Raw genomic sequence first — 14,326 nt, forward strand, 5'->3', positions numbered from 1 at the left:
AGACTACTTCTTCTCGTCCTCGACCGTACCCTCGACGACGGCGATCTCGTCGTCGGATCCTGCTTCGGCATCGACCGTGGTGTCCTCGGCCTGCACTTCGACGGAGTCCGCTGAGTCCGCAGAATCCACGGAGTCGACCGAATCCACGGAGTCGGCCGAATCGACGGAGTCGACCGAATCCACGGAGTCTGCTACCGGTGCAGCGGGCGCCGTGGCCCGCTCGGCCTCTGCGACCACGGACTGCTTGGGCGACATGGGGTCGAGCACCAGCTCGATGACCGCCATGGGAGCGTTGTCGCCCTTGCGATTGCCGATCTTGGTGATGCGGGTGTAGCCACCCTCGCGGTCGGCCACAGCCGGGGCGATGTCCGTGAACAGCTCGTGGACGATGCTCTTGCTGCTGATGACGCCGAGAACGCGACGGCGTGAGGCCAGGTCGCCCTTCTTGGCGAAGGTGATGAGTCGCTCCGCGTAGGGCCGCAGCCGCTTGGCCTTGGTCACCGTGGTGGTGATGCGCTTGTGCTCGAACAGTGAGGCGGCCAGGTTGGCGAGCATCAGGCGCTCGTGCGCCGCACCGCCTCCGAGACGTGGGCCCTTGGTGGGTGTGGGCATGTTTCTTTCTCCTCGTTAGAAGTTCCGGTACCGCTCTGCTGCGGTACCGGAACGGGTAGCGTTCTAGACCTCTTCGGTGCCGAAGTCGGCGTCGTCCTCGTCGATGGCGGCCGCGCGGGCGGCAAGATCGAATCCCGGAGGGGAATCCTTCAAGGACAGACCCAGCTCCACGAGCTTTGCCTTGACCTCGTCGATCGACTTGGCCCCGAAGTTACGGATGTCCATGAGATCGGCCTCGGAGCGCACCACGAGTTCACCCACGGAGTGGATGCCCTCACGCTTCAGGCAGTTGTAGGACCTGACGGTGAGCTCGAGGTCCTCGATGGGCAGCGCCATGTCGGCCGCGAGAGCGGCGTCCGTCGGCGACGGCCCGATCTCGATGCCCTCGGCTGCAACATTGAGCTCACGGGCGAGACCGAAGAGCTCGACCAGCGTCGTGCCGGCCGAGGCCACGGCGTCGCGGGGAGCGATCGCGTCCTTCGTCTCCACGTCCACGATGAGCTTGTCGAAGTCGGTGCGCTGTTCCACACGGGTGGCCTCCACGCGGAAGGTCACCTTCAGGACGGGCGAGTAGATGGAATCCACCGGGATGCGGCCGATCTCGGAGTCACCCGACTTGTTCTGGGATGCGGACACGTACCCGCGGCCACGCTCGATCGTCAGCTCGAGCTCGAACTTCCCCTTCGAATTCAGCGTGGCGATGTGCAGATCCGGGTTGTGGAACTCGACGCCGGCCGGCGGGGCGATATCCGCCGCGGTGACGACGCCGGGGCCCTGCTTCCGCAGGTAGGCGACGACGGGCTCGTCGTGCTCGGAGGAGACGGCGAGGTTCTTGATATTCAGGATGATCTCGGTGACATCCTCCTTGACCCCGGGAACGGTGGTGAACTCGTGGAGGACACCGTCGATCCGGATGCTCGTCACTGCAGCACCGGGGATGGAGGAGAGCAGCGTGCGGCGGAGGGAGTTGCCGAGGGTGTAACCGAACCCGGGCTCGAGGGGTTCGATCACGAACCGCGACCTGTTGTCGGCAACGACTTCTTCAGTCAGGGTGGGGCGCTGTGCAATGAGCACGTACATTTCCTTTCAGGAAGCATCCGCTATATGACACTTCGAAATGGGCGAAACTGCTGGTCAGCCTGCTCGGGCGGACAGGCCGTCCACGCCGCCCGGTCGGTCCCATGGGAACCACCGGGCGGCGTCGTGACCTGGGGCCGGCTCAGACGCGGCGGCGCTTCGGGGGGCGGCAGCCGTTGTGTGCGCTCGGGGTGACGTCCTGGATGGACCCGACCTCGAGGCCCGTGGCCTGCAGCGAGCGTATCGCGGTCTCGCGCCCCGAGCCGGGGCCCTTCACGAAGACGTCGACCTTGCGGACGCCGTGCTCCTGCGCACGCTTCGCCGCAGCCTCTGCAGCCATCTGCGCCGCGAAGGGCGTCGACTTGCGCGAGCCCTTGAATCCGACCTCACCGGCGGAGGCCCAGGAGATGACGGCTCCGCTGGGGTCCGTGATGGACACGATCGTGTTGTTGAAGGTGCTCTTGATGTGCGCCTGGCCGAGCGCGATGTTCTTCTTGTCCTTGCGACGCGGCTTGCGCACCGCTCCACGAGTCTTGGGGGGCATTGCTTCTCCTACGAAGGTATTGGGTAGAGCATTGATCGGCTGATCGAGCGAGATCCGAGCCGGTGGAGGTCCTACGAACAGGGGCCTCCGCTGGCGAGGGTTCCCTGGCGAGACGAGCGCTGGCGAGTCTCGTCAGGGAGCCAGTGGGGAACTAGCGTCCGACCTTCTTCTTGCCGGCGACGGTACGCTTCGGACCCTTGCGGGTACGCGCGTTCGTTTTCGTGCGCTGTCCGCGCACAGGAAGGCCGCGGCGGTGCCGAATGCCCTCGTAGCTGCCGATCTCGACCTTGCGGCGGATGTCGGCGGCAACCTCACGTCGAAGATCACCCTCGACCTTGAAGTTGTCCTCGATGTAGTCGCGGAGCTGGACCAGCTCGGCGTCGGAGAGATCCTTCACACGGGTGCTCGCTGAGATCCCCGTGTCGACGATGGTCTTCTCCGCACGGGTCCTACCCATGCCGTAGATGTAGGTGAGCGCAATGACGACCCGCTTTTCACGGGGGATGTCTACGCCGGCGAGACGTGCCATAGAAACGGTGCTCCTCTTGTATCACCGGAGGTCTTGAGCAGAACGATCCCGGAACTCTCGTTCCGGTCCCCGGCCTCCGAGCCGGGGGTGGACGCCCTCCTGGGAGGGCGCCGTGCTGCCGTTGTAGGTACTTCTACGCGCGAGGAGGATCCCGTGGAGGGATCCCTAGCCCTGACGCTGCTTGTGGCGCGGGTTTTCGCAGATGACGAGAACGTTGCCCTTGCGGCGAACCACCTGGCACTTCTCGCAGATACGCTTCACGCTCGGCTGGACCTTCATGGTGTTCCTTTGCGTTCTTATTTGTAGCGGTAGACAATACGGCCCCGGGTGAGGTCGTACGGGCTGAGTTCCACCACGACCCGGTCCTCGGGGAGGATCCGGATGTAGTGCTGGCGCATCTTTCCCGAGATGTGAGCGAGAACAATGTGTCCGTTGGCGAGCTCAACGCGGAACATCGCGTTGGGCAGCGCCTCGTTCACAGTGCCTTCGATCTCAATGACACCGTCTTTCTTGGCCATATCCTCCGCTAACGTCTGTGCCCACCACACGTGCGGCGGGCCGGTTCAGGGTTCCGGTCGTCGGATTCCCCATCGGCGGAGATGCCACCGGGAGGGAACGTGTAGAGGCCTAGAAGGGCACGGAAAACACAGACGACCAACAACGAATCCTACGCCACTGCACGGTGATAGTTAAATCCCGCAGCGGCTCAGGCCGCCGGCAGTACCGGCGTCACACCGAGAGGCTCGAGGCGCGAGGCCCCGCCGTCGACCGCCGAGAGCACCCAGATACCCCCGTCGTGGACCGCGACGCTGTGTTCCCACTGCGATGCCCGGCCTCCGTCGGTCGTGACCACCGTCCACTCGTCGTCGAGCACCGCGGTCTCGAGTCCGCCCTGCACGAGCATGGGCTCGATGGCCAGACACAGTCCCCCGCGGACCCGGGGTCCGCGCGCGGAGCTACGGTAATTGAGGACGTCGGGCGCCTGATGCATCTCGGTGCCGATCCCGTGGCCTACGTAGTCCTCCAGGATGCCCAGCGCCGGCCCGGGAACGGACGACACGTGGTCGTCGATCGCCGCTCCGACATCTCCGACGTACCGAGCCGAGGCCAGGGCCGCTATGCCGTGCCACAAGGCGTCCTCGGTGACCTGCGAGAGGCGTTCGTCCTCCGGCCGGGCCGTTCCGACGATCGTGGTCCGGGCCGAATCGGAATGCCATCCGCGCACCACCGCGCCTCCGTCGATGGAGAGGATATCGCCGTCCTGCAGGGCGTACCCGCCGGGGATGCCGTGCACCACCTCCTCGTTCACCGACGTGCAGATGCTCGCCGGGAAGCCGTGGTACCCGAGGAAGTTGGACGTGGCCCCCGCCTCGCGGAGGATCTCCTCGAAGACCCGGTTCAGCTGCGCCGTCGTGACCCCCACCTGTGCAGCGGCGACCGCTGAGTCGAGCGCCCGTGACAGAACGAGCCCTGCTTCCCGCATGACCAGCATCTGCTCGACGGTCTTGTACTCGATCTTCGGTTGACGGAACACGCTGCCCCTAGCTCGAGACCTTGAGGGCGTCCATGATCCGCTCGGTGATCTCATCGATGGGCCCGATACCGTCGACCCTGACCACGATCCCCCGCTCGTCGTACCGGGACACCACGACCACCGTCTGATCGTGGTAGAGCCCCAGCCGATGCCGGATGACCTGTTCGGTGTCGTCCGACCGGCCGTCGAGCTCGGCGCGGCCGCGGAGTCGCCGGACGAGTTCCTCGTCGTCCGCCGTCAGCTGCAGCACCACGTCGAGCTCGAGGGAGTTCTCCCGGAGGATGTCGTCAAGCTCGAGCACCTGGGATGCCGTGCGGGGATAACCGTCCAGCAGGAAGCCCTCGCGGACGTCGTCCTCGGCCAGCCTGTCCCTCACCATGCTGTTCGTGACGGTGTCGGGCACGAAGTCGCCCGCATCCATGAACTTCTTCGCCTCGATACCGAGCGGCGTCTCACGCCTGACGTTGTCGCGGAAGATGTCGCCCGTCGAGATGGCCGGGACGCCGAGACGCTCGGAGATCCGGGCGGCCTGCGTTCCCTTGCCCGAGCCGGGCGGGCCGATGATCAGCATTCTCGTCAACGTAACAACCCTTCGTAATGACGCTGCTGGAGCTGCGCGTCGATTTGCTTGACGGTCTCGAGGCCCACACCGACGAGGATGAGGATTGAGGTCCCACCGAAGGGGAAGTTCTGATTGGCGCCGATCGAGACCAAGGCGATCAGCGGGATCAGGGCCACGAGCCCCAGGTAGATGGCACCGGGCAGCGTGATGCGCGAGAGCACGTACTGGAGGTACTCCGCCGTCGGCCGTCCGGCCCGGATCCCGGGGATGAAGCCGCCGTACTTCTTCATGTTCTCCGAGACCTCGTCCGGATTGAACGTGATGGCGACGTAGAAGTAGGTGAAGAACACGATCAGCAGGAAGTACAGCGCCATGTACAGGGGATGGTCACCGCTCGTGAGGTAGGTGGTGACCCAGTTGACCCAGGCAGCCGGTGGCGTGCCGTCCTGGGGCGTGTTGAACTGCGAGACCAGGCTCGGGAGATAGAGCATGGATGAGGCGAAGATGACCGGGATGACCCCCGCCATATTGACCTTGATGGGAATGTAGGTGCTGCTGCCACCCAGGGTGCGCCGTCCGATCATCCGCTTGGCGTACTGCACCGGTATGCGTCTCTGGGACTGCTCGACGAAGATCACCAGAGTGACCACCACGATGCCCATGAGCAGCACGAGGGCGAAGACCGTACCGCCCTGGGTGCGCAGGATCTCACCGAGCGAGGTGGGGAAGCCTGCGGCGATGGCCGTGAAGATGAGCAGGGACATCCCGTTGCCCACACCTCGTTCGGTGATGAGCTCTCCCATCCACATGATGAGGCCCGTTCCCGCGGTGAGCGTGATGATCAGCAGGACGATCATGATGAGCGAGTCGTCGGGGATCAGCGGTACCGGGCAGTCACCGAGCAGGGCCCCCGTCCGGGCGAGTGAGACGAGGGTGGTCGCATTCAGCAGACCGAGCGCGATGGTCAGGTAGCGCGTGTACTGGGTCAGCTTGGACTGGCCCTGGGCACCTTCCTGATGCAGCTCCTGGAAGCGGGGAATGACCACCCGGAGGAGCTGCGTGATGATGCTGGCGGTGATGTACGGCATGATCCCGAGCGCGAAGATCGACACCTGGAGGAGCGCTCCGCCGCTGAAGAGATTGACGAACTGGTAGAGACCGCCGTCCGTGTTCCCCAACTCCAGGCATTGCTGGACGTTGCCGTAGTCCACGCCCGGGGCAGGGATGAAGGCGCCGAGACGGAAGATAGTGATGATTCCCAGCGTGAACAACAGCTTGCGCCGCAGATCCGGCGTCCGGAATGCCCGGCCAATAGCGCTAAGCAAGCGTCCTCCTGAAGATTCTTCGGTCCCGTCGCGGACCGCACACAACAATCGAGTGTAACGGGTGGCCGTCGGTGCCCTCGTACAGGCTCCCGGCGGGGTGAACGGAAAAGGACTCCCGGTGGACTGATTCGATCCTGTCCACCAGGAGTCCCTCTCTGATAAGCGTGAGTGCCGTCCCCCCGTCGGAGAACGGCCCATGCCCTAAGGCGTGGTGACCGATCCGCCCGCAGCCGTGATCTTCTCTGCCGCGGAGGCCGAGAAGGCGTCTGCCGTCACGTTGACGGCAACGGTGATCTCGCCGGTCCCGAGGACCTTGACGGGCTGGTTCTTGCGAACGGCCCCTCCGGCCACCAGGGAGGCGACGGTGACGTCCCCGCCCGACGGGAAGAGCTCGGAGAGCTTGTCCAGGTTCACGACCTGGAACTCCACCCTGAACGGGTTCTTGAACCCGCGCAGCTTGGGCAGTCGCATGTGCAGGGGCAGCTGGCCTCCGGCGAAGCCTGCCTTCACCTGGTAGCGTGCTGCGGTTCCCTTGGTGCCACGGCCGGCTGTCTTGCCCTTCGATCCCTCACCACGGCCCACACGGGTCTTCGCCGTCTTGGCGCCGGGTGCGGGGCGGAGGTGGTGGACCTTCAGTGCGTGCGTTCGTTCTGCTGCCGTAGCCGCAGTGTCGTTCTCTGTCATTACTTGGCCTCCTCAACCTTCACCAAGTGCGGAACCGTGTTGACCATGCCGACGGTGACGGCGTCAGCCTCACGGACAACGGTGTGCCCGATCCGCTTGAGCCCGAGCGAGCGCACCGTATCCCGCTGGCTCTGCTTGCCGCCGATGACGGACTTGACCTGGGTGATCGAGAGCTTCGTAGAGCTCACACGCACCTTCTTCGGAGTGATGGCGGTCATCACGCACCTGCCTTCTGAGCTGCGATCGCCCGCAGCATCTGGTGGGATGCGACCTCGTCGAGGGGCAGGCCGCGGCGTGCCGCGACCGCCTGTGGCTCTTCGAGCCGCTTCAGGGCGTCGACGGTCGCGTGAACGATATTGATGGCGTTCGCGGAACCGAGCGACTTGGAGAGCACGTCGTGGATGCCGACACACTCCAGGACTGCACGCACCGGACCGCCGGCGATCACACCGGTACCGGGAGATGCGGGACGGAGCAGGACCACGCCGGCCGCTGCCTCACCCTGCACCAGGTGCGGAACTGTGCCGCCGATGCGCGGAACGCGGAACATCGTCTTCTTGGCCTCCTCGACACCCTTCTGGATGGCCGAGGGGACTTCCTTCGCCTTGCCGTATCCGACGCCGACCATGCCGTTGCCGTCGCCCACCACTACTAGCGCGGTGAAGCTGAACCGACGACCGCCCTTGACGACCTTCGAGACACGGTTGATGGCGACGACGCGTTCGATGAACTTGTCCTTGTCATCGTTCCGTCCGCCGTCACGGCCGCCGCGGCCGCCGCGCTCATTGCGACCGCCGCGCTGCTCACCCCCGCGGGCTGAACCGCGCGAGTTGGTGCGATTGGCGTCGGCTGATCCGGTCCCGGTTGCAGCGGCAGCCGGAGCTTCCGCCGCTGGCTGCTCTGTAGCCGTGTTCAATGGGGCTTCCTTTGCCTTGTTTTCCTCGGTCACAGTGACAGACCGCCCGTCCGTGCGCCGTCTGCAATTGCTGCGACGCGGCCGTGGTACTTGTTACCGCCACGATCGAAGACGACTGCTTCGACGCCGACGGCCCTGGCACGCTCCGCGACGAGTTCGCCGACGCGCTTCGCCTTGGCCGTCTTGTCGCCGTCGAAGGCGCGGAGGTCGGCCTCGAGCGTGGATGCCGAGGCGACGGTCATGCCCTTGGTGTCGTCGACGACCTGCACGAATACATGGCGCGCCGACCGGTTCACGACCAGGCGCGGCCGTACCGCGGTACCCGAGACGCGCTTGCGGACGCGGAGATGCCGACGTCCACGCGAGGCGGACCTACTCTTCGAGCTGCGCTTCTTGTTGATGCTCAGACCCATGGTTACTTACCAGCCTTTCCGACCTTGCGGCGGATGATCTCGCCTGCGTAGCGGATGCCCTTGCCCTTGTAGGGATCGGGCCTGCGCAGCTTGCGGATGGTTGCAGCGACCTCGCCGACGCGCTGCTTGTTGATGCCGGACACCGAGAGCTTGGTGGGGCTGTCGACCGTCAGCGTGATGCCCTCGGGAGCCTTGACGGCGACCGGGTGGCTGTACCCTAGGGCGAATTCGAGGTCGCTGCCCTTGGCCTGGACACGGTAACCCGTGCCCACGATCTCGAGGTTCTTCTTGTAGCCGTCGGTGACCCCGATGATCATGTTGGAGATCAGCGTGCGGGTGAGCCCGTGCAGCGAGCGTGACTCACGCTCGTCGTTCGGCCGGGACACCGTGATGGTGCCCTCGTCCAGCGAGACCTCGATCGGGTTCGGAACCGTGTGGCTCAGCTCCCCCTTCGAGCCCTTCACGGAAACATCGCTGCCGTTGAGCGTGATCTCGACACCAGCGGGAACGGTGATGGGCAGACGTCCAATACGTGACATGTTTCTTTCCCTTTCCCGTTACCAGACGTAGGCGAGGACTTCCCCACCCACGCCCTTCTTGGATGCCTGGCGGTCCGTCAGCAGACCGGAGGATGTGGACAGGATGGCGATTCCGAGACCCCCGAGGACGTGCGGGAGGTTCGTGGACTTCGCGTAGACGCGCAGGCCGGGCTTGGAGATGCGGCGGATACCCGCGATGGAACGCTGGCGGTCAGGACCGAACTTCAGGTCCAGGGTCAACTTCTTGCCGACCTCGGCCTCCTCTTCCTTCCAGCCGGCGATGTAGCCTTCGGCCTTCAGGATGTCGGCCACGCGGGCCTTCAGCTTGCTGTACGGCATCGACACGGAGTCGTGGTACGCCGAGTTTGCATTGCGCAGACGCGTCAGCATGTCTGCGACAGGATCTGTCATTGTCATGTGGGCTCTTGCCCTTCCTCGAAACGGTTTCCCGGTTCCCGCCAATAGGTGCGATGACGGGAGTGGACCTGAAACGTAGTCAGATTAATCTTCGGATTTGAACGGGAATCCGAGCGCCTTGAGGAGCGCGCGGCCCTCGGCGTCGGTCTTGGCAGTCGTCACGACGGTGATGTCCATACCTCGGACACGGTCGATCCTGTCCTGGTCGATCTCGTGGAACATCGACTGTTCGGTCAGACCGAAGGTGTAGTTGCCGTTGCCGTCGAACTGCTTGCCGTTGAGCCCGCGGAAGTCGCGGATACGGGGCAGCGCGAGAGAGACGAGCCGGTCGGTGAATTCCCACATGCGATCCCCGCGCAAGGTGGCATGGGCGCCGATGGGCATTCCCTCACGCAACTTGAACTGGGCGATCGACTTGCGGGCCTTCGTGACCTGCGGCTTCTGCCCGGTGATCGCGGTGAGGTCCTTGACGGCGCCGTCGATCAGCTTGGAGTCCTTCGCAGCGTCCCCGACGCCCATGTTGACGACGACCTTCACCAGGCGTGGCACCTGGTTGACGTTCGAGTAGCCGAAGTCCTCCTGGAGCTTGGACTTGATCTCCGACGCGTAGCGTGCCTTGAGACGGGGAAGAACTGCGGCTTCTGTGGTACCTGTGGTTTCGACCGTCATTACAGATCCTTCCCTGATGACTTGGCGACGCGGATGCGGACAACACGCTCGCGGCCGTCGCGCTCGACGGTCTCGGTGCGGTATCCGACGCGGGTCGGCTTCTTGGTCTCGGGATCGACGACGGCGACGTTGCTGATGTGCACGGACGCCTCGACCACCTCGATGCCACCGGTCGTGGTGCCGCGCTGTGACTGCCCGGCCTTGGTGTGCTTCGTGACCCTGTTGATCCCCTCGACGAGGACACGGTTGGTCTCGGGGAAGACCTTCAGTACCTTGCCCTGCTTGCCGCGGTCTCCGCCGCGCTCCTGCTTGGCTCCCGTGATGACCTGGACGAGGTCACCCTTCTTGATCCTGAGCTTTGTCTTCTGTGCCATGGACTACAGCACCTCCGGCGCCAGCGAGATGATCTTCATGAAACGCTTGTCGCGCAGTTCGCGACCCACAGGACCGAAGATACGGGTACCGCGCGGGTCACCGTCGTTCTTCAGGATCACTGCTGCGTTCTCATCGAACTTGATGTAGGAACCGTCCGCGCGGCGGCGTTCCTTCTTGGTGCGGACGATGACGGCCTTGACGACGTCGCCCTTCTTGACGTTGCCACCGGGGATCGCATCCTTCACGGTGGCGACGATCACGTCACCGATACCTGCGTAGCGGCGTCCGGATCCTCCGAGCACGCGGATGGTCAAGATTTCCTTGGCCCCGGTGTTGTCGGCGATCTTCAGCCGCGATTCCTGCTGAATCACTGATTGCTCCTGTCGTCGCGCCGGTTCTCTGCTCGAGCCTTGCGGAACGGATATGGGTTGGCCCCGTGATACTGGTACTCGGCACGAGCAGGAGGGGACGGGGTCCTCTGCAGGGAAGATTCGTGCCGAACAAGATCAGCGGGCTTTTGCCTATGTGCCTGGTGTGCCGAGCCCCTCAGGGCATGCGTCAACCCACCGGACAGACAAGATTCTGATCATATCGCGACTGTGCCCCGGACACGAAATCGCGTCCGGGGCACAGTGTACGGAAGGAGCCGGAGCCTCTCCCGCGGGTGATGCACGAGTTCTACTTGGCCTTCTCGACGATCTCCACCAGGCGCCACCGCTTGGTCGCGGAGAGCGGGCGGGTCTCGCTGATCAGCACCATGTCGCCGACGCCGGCAGCGTCGAGCTCGTCGTGGACCTTGACCTTGGAGCTCCGGCGCAGCACCTTGCCGTACAGCCCGTGCTTCACCCGGTCCTCGACCTCGACCACAATGGTCTTCTGCATCTTGTCGGAGACGACGTACCCGCGACGGACCTTGCGGTAGCCGCGCGATCCGGCGTCGTGCACGGCCGTCTCGGGTACTGCCGTGGTCTCGCTCTGCTGCTCACTCATTTGGCGTCCTCCTCAGAAGCCTCGGTGCCGACGACGGGCTCGTCCGTCGGGGCGGCCTTCTTGGATTTCCTGGTCTTCTCGGCCTTCACAGGCTTCGCTTCCTCGACGGGAGCGACGACCTCGGGCCGGATGCCGAGCTCACGTTCGCGCAGCACCGTGTAGATGCGCGCGATGTCACGCTTGACCGACTTGAGCCGACCATGACTTTCGAGCTGGCCCGTGGCCGACTGGAAGCGGAGATTGAACAGCTCCTCCTTGGCCTTGCGCAGTTCTTCCACCAGACGGTCCTTGTCGAAGCCGTCCAGCTGGTCTGTTGCCAGTTCCTTTGCACCCAGAGCCATAACTATTCACCACCCTCACGACGCACGATGCGTGCCTTCAACGGCAGCTTGTGGATAGCCAGACGCATCGCTTCGCGCGCTACCTCTTCGGAAACACCGGACAGTTCGAACAGAACACGTCCCGGCTTGACGTTGGCCACCCACCACTCGGGCGAACCCTTACCGGAACCCATGCGGGTCTCGGCGGGCTTCTTGGTCAACGGACGGTCCGGATAGATGTTGATCCAGACCTTGCCGCCACGCTTGATGTGGCGGGTCATGGCGATACGGGCGGATTCGATCTGCCGGTTGGTGACGTATGCCGGGCTCAGTGCCTGGATACCCCACTCACCGAAGCTGACCTCGGTGCCGCCCGAGGCAGAGCCGGAGCGACCCGGGTGGTGCTGCTTGCGGAATCTGACTCGACGTGGGATCAGCATCTAGGCCTGCCCTCCTTCAGTCGCAGACGGGGCTGCGGCGGTCTCGGCGGGTGCCTGGGCACCCTGTCCCTCGGAGCGTTCCGGTGCCCGACGACGACGGTCGCCTCCACGGTCCGCACCGGCCGGGCCGCGGCCCGGACGGTCTCCACTGCGACCACGCGAGGGTGCTGCGGCAGCCTGCGCCGCGAGTTCCTTCGCCGTGATGTCGCCCTTGTAGATCCAGACCTTCACGCCGATGCGGCCGAAGGTCGTCTTGGCCTCGAAGAATCCGTAGTCGATGTTCGCCCGCAGGGTGTGCAGGGGAACACGTCCTTCGCGGTAGAACTCCGAGCGGCTCATCTCGGCCCCACCCAGACGACCGGAGCACTGGACACGGATGCCCTTGGCGCCGGCGCGCTGCGCGGACTGCATGGCCTTCTTCATCGCGCGACGGAACGCCACGCGTGAGGAGAGCTGCTCGGCGATGCCCTGGGCCACCAGCTGCGCCTCGATCTCGGGGTTCTTGACCTCGAGGATGTTCAGCTGCACCTGCTTGCCGGTGAGCTTCTCGAGCTCTCCGCGGATACGGTCGGCTTCAGCTCCCCGGCGGCCGATCACGATGCCGGGACGTGCCGTGTGGATGTCCACGCGGACACGGTCCCGGGTGCGCTCGATCTCGACCTTCGCGATACCTGCGCGGTCCATGCCGGTCGACATGAGCTGGCGGATCTTGATGTCCTCACGGACGAAGTCGCGATAACGCTGACCCGGCTTGTTGCTGTCGGCGAACCAGTGTGACCTGTGGTCGGTGGTGATGCCGAGTCGGAACCCGTGCGGGTTTACTTTCTGTCCCACTTAGCGGACCTCCACTTTCTCAGGGGTAGCGACGACAACCGTGATGTGGCTGGTCCGCTTGTTGATGCGGAACGCGCGGCCCTGGGCACGCGGACGGAACCGCTTCATCGTCGGGCCTTCATCAACGAATGCTTCACTGATGATGAGGTTGTCCTCGTCGAAGGCGACGCCGTCACGATCCGCGCGGACGCGGGCGTTGGCGACTGCCGACTGGACCACCTTGAAAACCGGCTCCGAAGCAACCTGTGGGGCAAACTTCAGAATAGCCAGAGCCTCATTCGCCTGCTTACCACGAACAAGGTTGACGACGCGCCGGGCCTTCATAGGCGTTACGCGGATGTGTCGCGCAATAGCCTTGGCTTCCATTGCTTTCCTTCTCTCGTCTTATCCGAAGAGCAGCGCCTAGCGGCGCTTGCCCTTGCGGTCGTCCTTAACATGGCCGCGGAAAGTCCGCGTGGGGGCGAATTCGCCGAGCTTGTGCCCGACCATCGACTCTGTGACGAACACCGGGATGTGCTTGCGCCCGTCGTGCACCGCGATCGTGTGCCCGAGCATGTCGGGGACGATCATGGAGCGGCGGGACCACGTCTTGATGACGTTCTTCTTACCCGATTCGTTCTCGCGAGCGACCTTGACGTACAGGTGCTGATCGACGAAGGGGCCTTTCTTCAGGCTGCGTGGCATGTCTCCAGGCTCCTATCGCTTGTTCTTGCCGGAACGGCGGCGACGCACGATGAGTGAATCGCTCTCTTTGTTGGGCCGACGCGTGCGTCCCTCGGGCTTGCCGTTCGGGTTGACCGGGTGGCGTCCACCGGAGGTCTTGCCCTCGCCACCACCGTGGGGGTGGTCCACCGGGTTCATGGCCACGCCTCGCACTGTCGGGCGGATGCCCTTCCAGCGGTTGCGTCCGGCCTTGCCCCAGTTGATGTTCGACTGCTCGGCGTTGCCGACCTCGCCGATCGTGGCGCGGCAGCGGACATCGACGTTGCGGATCTCGCCGGAGGGCAGACGCAACTGTGCGAAGCGGCCCTCCTTGGCGACGAGCTGCACCGATGCTCCGGCCGAGCGTGCCATCTTCGCGCCGCCACCGGGGCGGAGCTCGACGGCGTGGATGACGGTACCGACCGGGACGTTGCGCAGCGGCAGGTTGTTGCCGGGCTTGATGTCCGCTCCGGCTCCTGCCTCCACGAAGTCGCCCTGCTTCAGCTTGTTCGGGGCGATGATGTACCGCTTGGTGCCGTCCACGTAGTGCAGGAGGGCGATGCGCGCAGTGCGGTTGGGATCGTATTCGATCTCCGCGACGCGAGCGTCCACGCCGTCCTTGTCATGACGACGGAAGTCGATCAGCCGGTACTGGCGCTTGTGTCCGCCGCCCTTGTGGCGGGTGGTGATCTTGCCGGTGTTGTTGCGCCCGCCGTTCTTCGGCAGGGGACGCACCAGCGACTTCTCCGGCGTCGACCGTGTGATTTCAGCGAAGTCGGCAACGCTCGAGCCGCGACGGCCCGGGGTTGTCGGCTTGTATTTACGGATTCCCATAACTCAATTC

General features: G+C 64.6%; 25 protein-coding genes. All 25 read right to left on the reverse strand.

The window, feature by feature from the left end:
- Positions 1–3: 3 nt before the first annotated feature.
- The 25 genes from rplQ to rplB all read right to left on the reverse strand — a co-directional run bounded on the left by rplQ (position 4) and on the right by rplB (position 14,316).
- Complete coding sequence (gene rplQ / locus FQ377_RS00520; RefSeq protein WP_148599312.1) at positions 4–612, reverse strand: 50S ribosomal protein L17; 609 nt, start codon at positions 610–612, stop codon at positions 4–6.
- A 63-nt stretch (positions 613–675) separates the two neighbouring features.
- A complete protein-coding gene (locus FQ377_RS00525) occupies positions 676–1,686 on the reverse strand; it encodes a DNA-directed RNA polymerase subunit alpha (protein ID WP_148599313.1) in 1,011 nt (336 codons plus the stop codon).
- A gap of 145 nt (positions 1,687–1,831) precedes the next feature.
- Positions 1,832–2,233 carry a 30S ribosomal protein S11 gene (gene rpsK, locus FQ377_RS00530; protein ID WP_049829160.1) on the reverse strand — a complete coding sequence of 134 codons (402 nt, stop codon included), beginning with the start codon at positions 2,231–2,233 and terminating at the stop codon, positions 1,832–1,834.
- 151 nt (positions 2,234–2,384) lie between these two features.
- On the reverse strand, positions 2,385–2,762 hold the full coding sequence (rpsM, locus tag FQ377_RS00535; protein WP_148599314.1) for a 30S ribosomal protein S13: 378 nt from the start codon (positions 2,760–2,762) through the stop codon (positions 2,385–2,387).
- Between the two features lie 165 nt (positions 2,763–2,927).
- Entirely contained in the window at positions 2,928–3,041 is a 114-nt protein-coding gene (gene rpmJ / locus FQ377_RS00540) for a 50S ribosomal protein L36 (protein WP_026531446.1), read from the reverse strand.
- Positions 3,042–3,058: 17 nt separating this feature from the next.
- Positions 3,059–3,280, reverse strand: coding sequence for a translation initiation factor IF-1 (gene infA, locus FQ377_RS00545; RefSeq protein ID WP_019481515.1), 222 nt, complete (start codon positions 3,278–3,280; stop codon positions 3,059–3,061).
- Between the two features lie 188 nt (positions 3,281–3,468).
- Entirely contained in the window at positions 3,469–4,296 is an 828-nt protein-coding gene (gene map / locus FQ377_RS00550; RefSeq protein ID WP_262364187.1) for a type I methionyl aminopeptidase, read from the reverse strand.
- 7 nt (positions 4,297–4,303) lie between these two features.
- On the reverse strand, positions 4,304–4,867 hold the full coding sequence (locus tag FQ377_RS00555) for an adenylate kinase (RefSeq protein WP_148600021.1): 564 nt from the start codon (positions 4,865–4,867) through the stop codon (positions 4,304–4,306).
- Positions 4,868–4,872: 5 nt separating this feature from the next.
- Positions 4,873–6,183 (reverse strand): preprotein translocase subunit SecY, encoded by a 1,311-nt coding sequence (gene secY / locus FQ377_RS00560; protein WP_148599316.1) that lies wholly within the window; start codon positions 6,181–6,183, stop codon positions 4,873–4,875.
- Positions 6,184–6,384: 201 nt separating this feature from the next.
- The gene (gene rplO / locus FQ377_RS00565; protein WP_148599317.1) at positions 6,385–6,867 is read right to left on the reverse strand and encodes a 50S ribosomal protein L15; all 483 of its coding nucleotides are present in this window, start codon (positions 6,865–6,867) and stop codon (positions 6,385–6,387) included.
- A complete protein-coding gene (gene rpmD / locus FQ377_RS00570; RefSeq protein WP_148599318.1) occupies positions 6,867–7,085 on the reverse strand; it encodes a 50S ribosomal protein L30 in 219 nt (72 codons plus the stop codon). Before rpmD ends, rplO begins: the two co-directional genes overlap by 1 nt.
- Positions 7,085–7,783, reverse strand: a complete 699-nt coding sequence (rpsE, locus tag FQ377_RS00575) for a 30S ribosomal protein S5 (protein ID WP_262364188.1) — start codon at positions 7,781–7,783, stop codon at positions 7,085–7,087. Before rpsE ends, rpmD begins: the two co-directional genes overlap by 1 nt.
- 29 nt (positions 7,784–7,812) lie before the next feature.
- On the reverse strand, positions 7,813–8,196 hold the full coding sequence (gene rplR / locus FQ377_RS00580) for a 50S ribosomal protein L18 (RefSeq protein ID WP_148599320.1): 384 nt from the start codon (positions 8,194–8,196) through the stop codon (positions 7,813–7,815).
- A 2-nt stretch (positions 8,197–8,198) separates the two neighbouring features.
- Entirely contained in the window at positions 8,199–8,735 is a 537-nt protein-coding gene (gene rplF, locus FQ377_RS00585) for a 50S ribosomal protein L6 (RefSeq protein WP_148599321.1), read from the reverse strand.
- Positions 8,736–8,753: 18 nt separating this feature from the next.
- Entirely contained in the window at positions 8,754–9,152 is a 399-nt protein-coding gene (gene rpsH / locus FQ377_RS00590) for a 30S ribosomal protein S8 (RefSeq protein WP_136453991.1), read from the reverse strand.
- A gap of 84 nt (positions 9,153–9,236) precedes the next feature.
- A complete protein-coding gene (gene rplE / locus FQ377_RS00595) occupies positions 9,237–9,821 on the reverse strand; it encodes a 50S ribosomal protein L5 (protein WP_148599322.1) in 585 nt (194 codons plus the stop codon).
- A complete protein-coding gene (gene rplX / locus FQ377_RS00600) occupies positions 9,821–10,195 on the reverse strand; it encodes a 50S ribosomal protein L24 (protein ID WP_148599323.1) in 375 nt (124 codons plus the stop codon). Before rplX ends, rplE begins: the two co-directional genes overlap by 1 nt.
- Positions 10,196–10,198: 3 nt before the next feature.
- Positions 10,199–10,567: a 50S ribosomal protein L14 gene (gene rplN / locus FQ377_RS00605; protein ID WP_026549116.1), complete on the reverse strand. Its 369-nt coding sequence runs from the start codon at positions 10,565–10,567 to the stop codon at positions 10,199–10,201.
- A gap of 307 nt (positions 10,568–10,874) precedes the next feature.
- Positions 10,875–11,186 (reverse strand): 30S ribosomal protein S17, encoded by a 312-nt coding sequence (gene rpsQ / locus FQ377_RS00610; protein WP_148599324.1) that lies wholly within the window; start codon positions 11,184–11,186, stop codon positions 10,875–10,877.
- The gene (rpmC, locus tag FQ377_RS00615) at positions 11,183–11,527 is read right to left on the reverse strand and encodes a 50S ribosomal protein L29 (protein ID WP_148599325.1); all 345 of its coding nucleotides are present in this window, start codon (positions 11,525–11,527) and stop codon (positions 11,183–11,185) included. Before rpmC ends, rpsQ begins: the two co-directional genes overlap by 4 nt.
- 2 nt (positions 11,528–11,529) lie before the next feature.
- Complete coding sequence (gene rplP / locus FQ377_RS00620) at positions 11,530–11,946, reverse strand: 50S ribosomal protein L16 (protein WP_148599326.1); 417 nt, start codon at positions 11,944–11,946, stop codon at positions 11,530–11,532.
- Positions 11,947–12,780, reverse strand: a complete 834-nt coding sequence (gene rpsC / locus FQ377_RS00625) for a 30S ribosomal protein S3 (RefSeq protein WP_148599327.1) — start codon at positions 12,778–12,780, stop codon at positions 11,947–11,949.
- Positions 12,781–13,146, reverse strand: a complete 366-nt coding sequence (gene rplV, locus FQ377_RS00630; RefSeq protein ID WP_087030095.1) for a 50S ribosomal protein L22 — start codon at positions 13,144–13,146, stop codon at positions 12,781–12,783. It lies immediately after the preceding gene.
- A 36-nt stretch (positions 13,147–13,182) separates the two neighbouring features.
- A complete protein-coding gene (gene rpsS / locus FQ377_RS00635) occupies positions 13,183–13,464 on the reverse strand; it encodes a 30S ribosomal protein S19 (protein ID WP_136453998.1) in 282 nt (93 codons plus the stop codon).
- A gap of 12 nt (positions 13,465–13,476) precedes the next feature.
- Positions 13,477–14,316, reverse strand: coding sequence for a 50S ribosomal protein L2 (gene rplB / locus FQ377_RS00640; RefSeq protein ID WP_148599328.1), 840 nt, complete (start codon positions 14,314–14,316; stop codon positions 13,477–13,479).
- Between the last annotated feature and the right edge of the window lie 10 nt (positions 14,317–14,326).

Source organism: Arthrobacter echini (assembly GCF_008107445.1).
Lineage (GTDB): Bacteria > Actinomycetota > Actinomycetes > Actinomycetales > Micrococcaceae > Arthrobacter_D > Arthrobacter_D echini_A.